The sequence below is a fragment of the Methylobacterium sp. J-026 genome, assembly GCF_022829585.1.
Lineage (GTDB): Bacteria > Pseudomonadota > Alphaproteobacteria > Rhizobiales > Beijerinckiaceae > Methylobacterium.
On sequence record NZ_JAKSYC010000083.1, the window covers coordinates 1 to 456 of the forward strand.

The window sequence follows — 456 nt, forward strand, 5'->3', positions numbered from 1 at the left end:
CTCCGCGTCCCTCGCCCGGCAGGCGGTGGACGAGGCTGACCGCACAGGGGCGCTGGTCAACGAACTGAGCGGTACCGTCGAGCAGATCAGCAACGTGGTTGGGTTGATCTCCTCGATCGCCGGGCAGACCAACCTGCTGGCTCTGAACGCCACTATCGAGGCGGCGTGGGCCGTGGAGGCCGGCAAGGGCTTCGCCGTGGTGTCGGTCGAGGTGAATGAGCTCGCCGGCCAGCCCGCCCGGGCGACCCAGCAAATCCCAGCCCAGATCGCCCGGACCCAGACATCCACCGGTCAGGCGGTAGCGGCCATAGGCGGCATCCACTAGCCGATCCGCGACATCACCGCCACGGCCGTCGTGACGGCGAGCTCCTTCACCACGACCGCCAACACGCCGAAGCCCTTGCCGTCCTCCCCGGCCCGGGCCGCCCCGATAGTGGCGTTCAGGGCCAGCAGGTT

The 456-nt window shown here is 69.5% G+C and carries 1 protein-coding gene and 1 pseudogene; one reads left to right on the top strand and one right to left on the bottom strand.

Annotated features, from left to right (window positions below):
- The coding region (locus tag MKK69_RS08420) for a methyl-accepting chemotaxis protein (RefSeq protein WP_279598265.1) at window positions 1-325 on the top strand (325 nt) is incomplete at its 5' end.
- A gap of 17 nt (window positions 326-342) precedes the next feature.
- Here MKK69_RS08420 and MKK69_RS08425 read toward each other — a convergent pair.
- Window positions 343-456, bottom strand: a pseudogene (locus tag MKK69_RS08425) (methyl-accepting chemotaxis protein); the annotation flags it as partial.